The 2,670-nt window shown below is 73.0% G+C and carries 3 protein-coding genes; 2 read left to right on the top strand and 1 reads right to left on the bottom strand.

The window, feature by feature from the left end:
* Positions 1 to 494, top strand: a 494-nt coding sequence (locus ACLEQD_RS40870; RefSeq protein WP_410391333.1) for a peptidoglycan-binding protein LysM, incomplete at its 5' end; no start/stop codon positions are given.
* A gap of 242 nt (positions 495 to 736) precedes the next feature.
* Positions 737 to 1,117: a response regulator gene (locus ACLEQD_RS40875; protein ID WP_410391334.1), complete on the top strand. Its 381-nt coding sequence runs from the start codon at positions 737 to 739 to the stop codon at positions 1,115 to 1,117.
* Here the strand turns inward: ACLEQD_RS40875 and ACLEQD_RS40880 are convergent.
* Positions 1,111 to 2,670: PAS domain S-box protein (locus ACLEQD_RS40880; RefSeq protein ID WP_410391335.1), on the bottom strand; the 1,560-nt coding region annotated here is incomplete at its 5' end. The genes ACLEQD_RS40875 and ACLEQD_RS40880 overlap by 7 nt on opposite strands.

The raw sequence follows: 2,670 nt of genomic DNA on the forward strand, positions 1-2,670 counted from the left end.
GCGGCGCGGGCAACGTGACGGCGCCTCCGGGCGGCGCGGGCCCGGGCACGCGGGGCCCCGGTGGCAGCCCGTTCGACATCGCGATGTCGCACATGGGCAAGAACGCCGGCTCGCTGAAGTTGGAGCAGAGCGGCGTGGGCGCGGACATGGAGGACTGGGTCCCCAACAACGTCAACTGCGCCAACTTCGTCTCCGCGTGCCTGGAGCAGGCCGGGCAGATCAAGGACAGCCAGCACAGCGCGTCCGTGATGACGCTCCAGGGGAACCTGGACCGCGACCCGAACTTCAAGCGCGTGGACCTGAAGGACGCGAAGCCCGGCGACGTCGTCTCCATGAGGGTGGGCAGCGGCCAGCACGTGGTGATGTTCGCGGGCTGGAAGGACGGCAAGCCCCAGTTCATCGGCTCCAACAACGTGAACTCGGACGGCTCGCAGCGCATCAGCCTCACGTCGATGAACTACCCCATCATGTCCGTGCACCAGTACCAGGGCTGAACAGCCCCTGGAGCCGCGGTCCCCGGTGGGGCCTTCGCCTTCCGCGCCCTGGCGCCTGGAAGGGGGAGGCCCCATCCGCTTTTTCCGGGATGGGCCCCGGGTCCGGAGCGCCCGCCTGCCCTGGCGGGCACCCGGACTGGCGCCGGCCGCACATTGCACGTGGCCTAGCGTCCAGGGTTGGACGTTCCCTGGACACGGGGTCTTTGCGGCCGTGGCCGGACGGAGGGAGGCTCCCCCCAGCCATGCGAAGCCTCATCCTCCTCGTGGAAGACCATGTCGACAGCCGTGAGATGCTGGAGGAGTTCCTCACGCTGGAAGGATTCGCCGTGGAGGTCGCCGGCAACGGCCTGAACGCCTGGGAGCGCCTCAAGCGCGGCCCCATGCCGGACGTGATGCTGCTGGACCTGATGATGCCGGTGATGAGCGGCTGGGAGCTGATGGAGCGCGTGCAGAAGGAGCCGCGCCTCAAGAACCTGCCCGTCATCGTCGTGTCGGGCGCGGGCGCCACCCGCCCCGTGCCCCAGGGCATCCGGGCGTCCATCCCCAAGCCGCTGGACCTGGACGACCTGATGCGCGCGCTGGAGCCGTTCCGCTCGCAGTCGCAGTTAGCCGCCGCCTACTGAGCCGGGACCGCGGGCGACGCCGGCTCGCGGGGCAGGACGACGCGGAAGACGGTGCCCTCGGACGCGCGCGAGCGCACCTCGATGCGGCCCCCGTGGCCCTTCACCACCTGTTCGACGATGTAGAGCCCCAGCCCCAGGCCGCCGTGCGTGTTGCCGCCCGCGCCGCGCCGGAAGGGGTCGAACAGGCGCGGCAGCAGGTCCGGGGGGATGGGGTCTCCGCCGTTCTGCACCTCCAGCACCACGTGCGCGTCCGCGTCCGTCAGCGAGAAGCGCACGGGGGAGTCCGGCGGGCTGTACTGGAGCGCGTTGCCGCCCAGGTTGCTGACCACCTGGAGCAGCCGGTCCGCGTCCCAGGCGCCGTCGTAGCGGCCGGAGCCCACGTTCAGCGTGAGCGAGCGCTCCGGCCACGCCGCCTCCAGCTCCTCCACCGCCTGGCGCACCACCATGCGCACGTCGCCGGGCACCCGCTCGATGGGGATGCCGCCGCCCAGCCGGCTGCGGGTGAAGTCGAGCAGCTCCGAAATCATCCGCGCCATGCGCTCGCCGGAGCGCGCGATGCGGGACACCGCCTTGCGGTCGCGCTCCTGGAGCGCGTCGCCGTGCAGGAGCCTGGTGACGGACAGCTGGATGGCGTTGAGGGGGTTTCTCAGGTCGTGGCTGACGATGGCGATGAGCCGCTCGCCGAACTGCGCCGCTTCCCGCGCGGCCTCCTCCGCGCGGCGGCGCTCGGTGACGTCCACCAGCGTGACGACGCCCGCGACAATCTGGTTGTCCCGGTCGCGCACGGGCGCGCTGGAGCCCAGGAGGTGCGCGGTGGTGCCGTCCGGCCGGAGCACCTGGAGCGGCTCCGCCTGGCGCGTCTCGCCGGTGCGCAGCGCGCGGGCCATGGGCCACGCGTCGTCCGCCAGCGGCTCGTTCTCCGCGGAGAAGATCTGGTGTGACGACTCGTAGTCCGCGAGGCTGGCCGAGGGCCGGAACGGATGGCCCAGCAGCGACTCCAGCGCGCGGTTGCCCAGCAGCAGCCGGCCGCTGGGCGCCTCCGCGATGAGCACGCCCGCGGGGAGCTGGTCCAGCACCGCCGCCAGCCGCGCGCGCTCCGCCTCGATGGTGGCCAGCAGGCGCTGGCGCTCGGCCTCCGCCTGACGGCGCTGGGTGATGTCCAGCACCGTGGCGGCGCGGCCCACGCGGCGGCCCGTCGCGTCCCGCAGGGACGTCACGTGCACGAACGCGGGGAAGCGGCTGCCGTCGCGGCGCAGGTGCAGCGCTTCGTATTCGTGGAACGGCTTGGAGCTGGCGGCGGCCATGTGCCGGGGCAGCGCGCCACGGGACTCGGGCGCCACCAGGTCCTCCAGCTTCAGGCCCTTCAGCGCTTCGGCGGGCTGCCCGTGCATGCGCGCGAGCGCGGGGTTCGCCGCCATGAACGTGCTGTCCTCCGCGCCCATCACCGCCACGCCCACGCCCAGGTGCGTGAAGATGTCCTCCCAGCGCCCGGGCCCCGCCGTGCCCGGGGCGCCCCGCTCGCGCGCCGCCTCCGCCGCCTCGCGCGACGCGAG

It is taken from the genome of Corallococcus sp. 4LFB (assembly GCF_046520365.1).
Taxonomy (GTDB): Bacteria; Myxococcota; Myxococcia; order Myxococcales; family Myxococcaceae; genus Corallococcus; species Corallococcus caeni.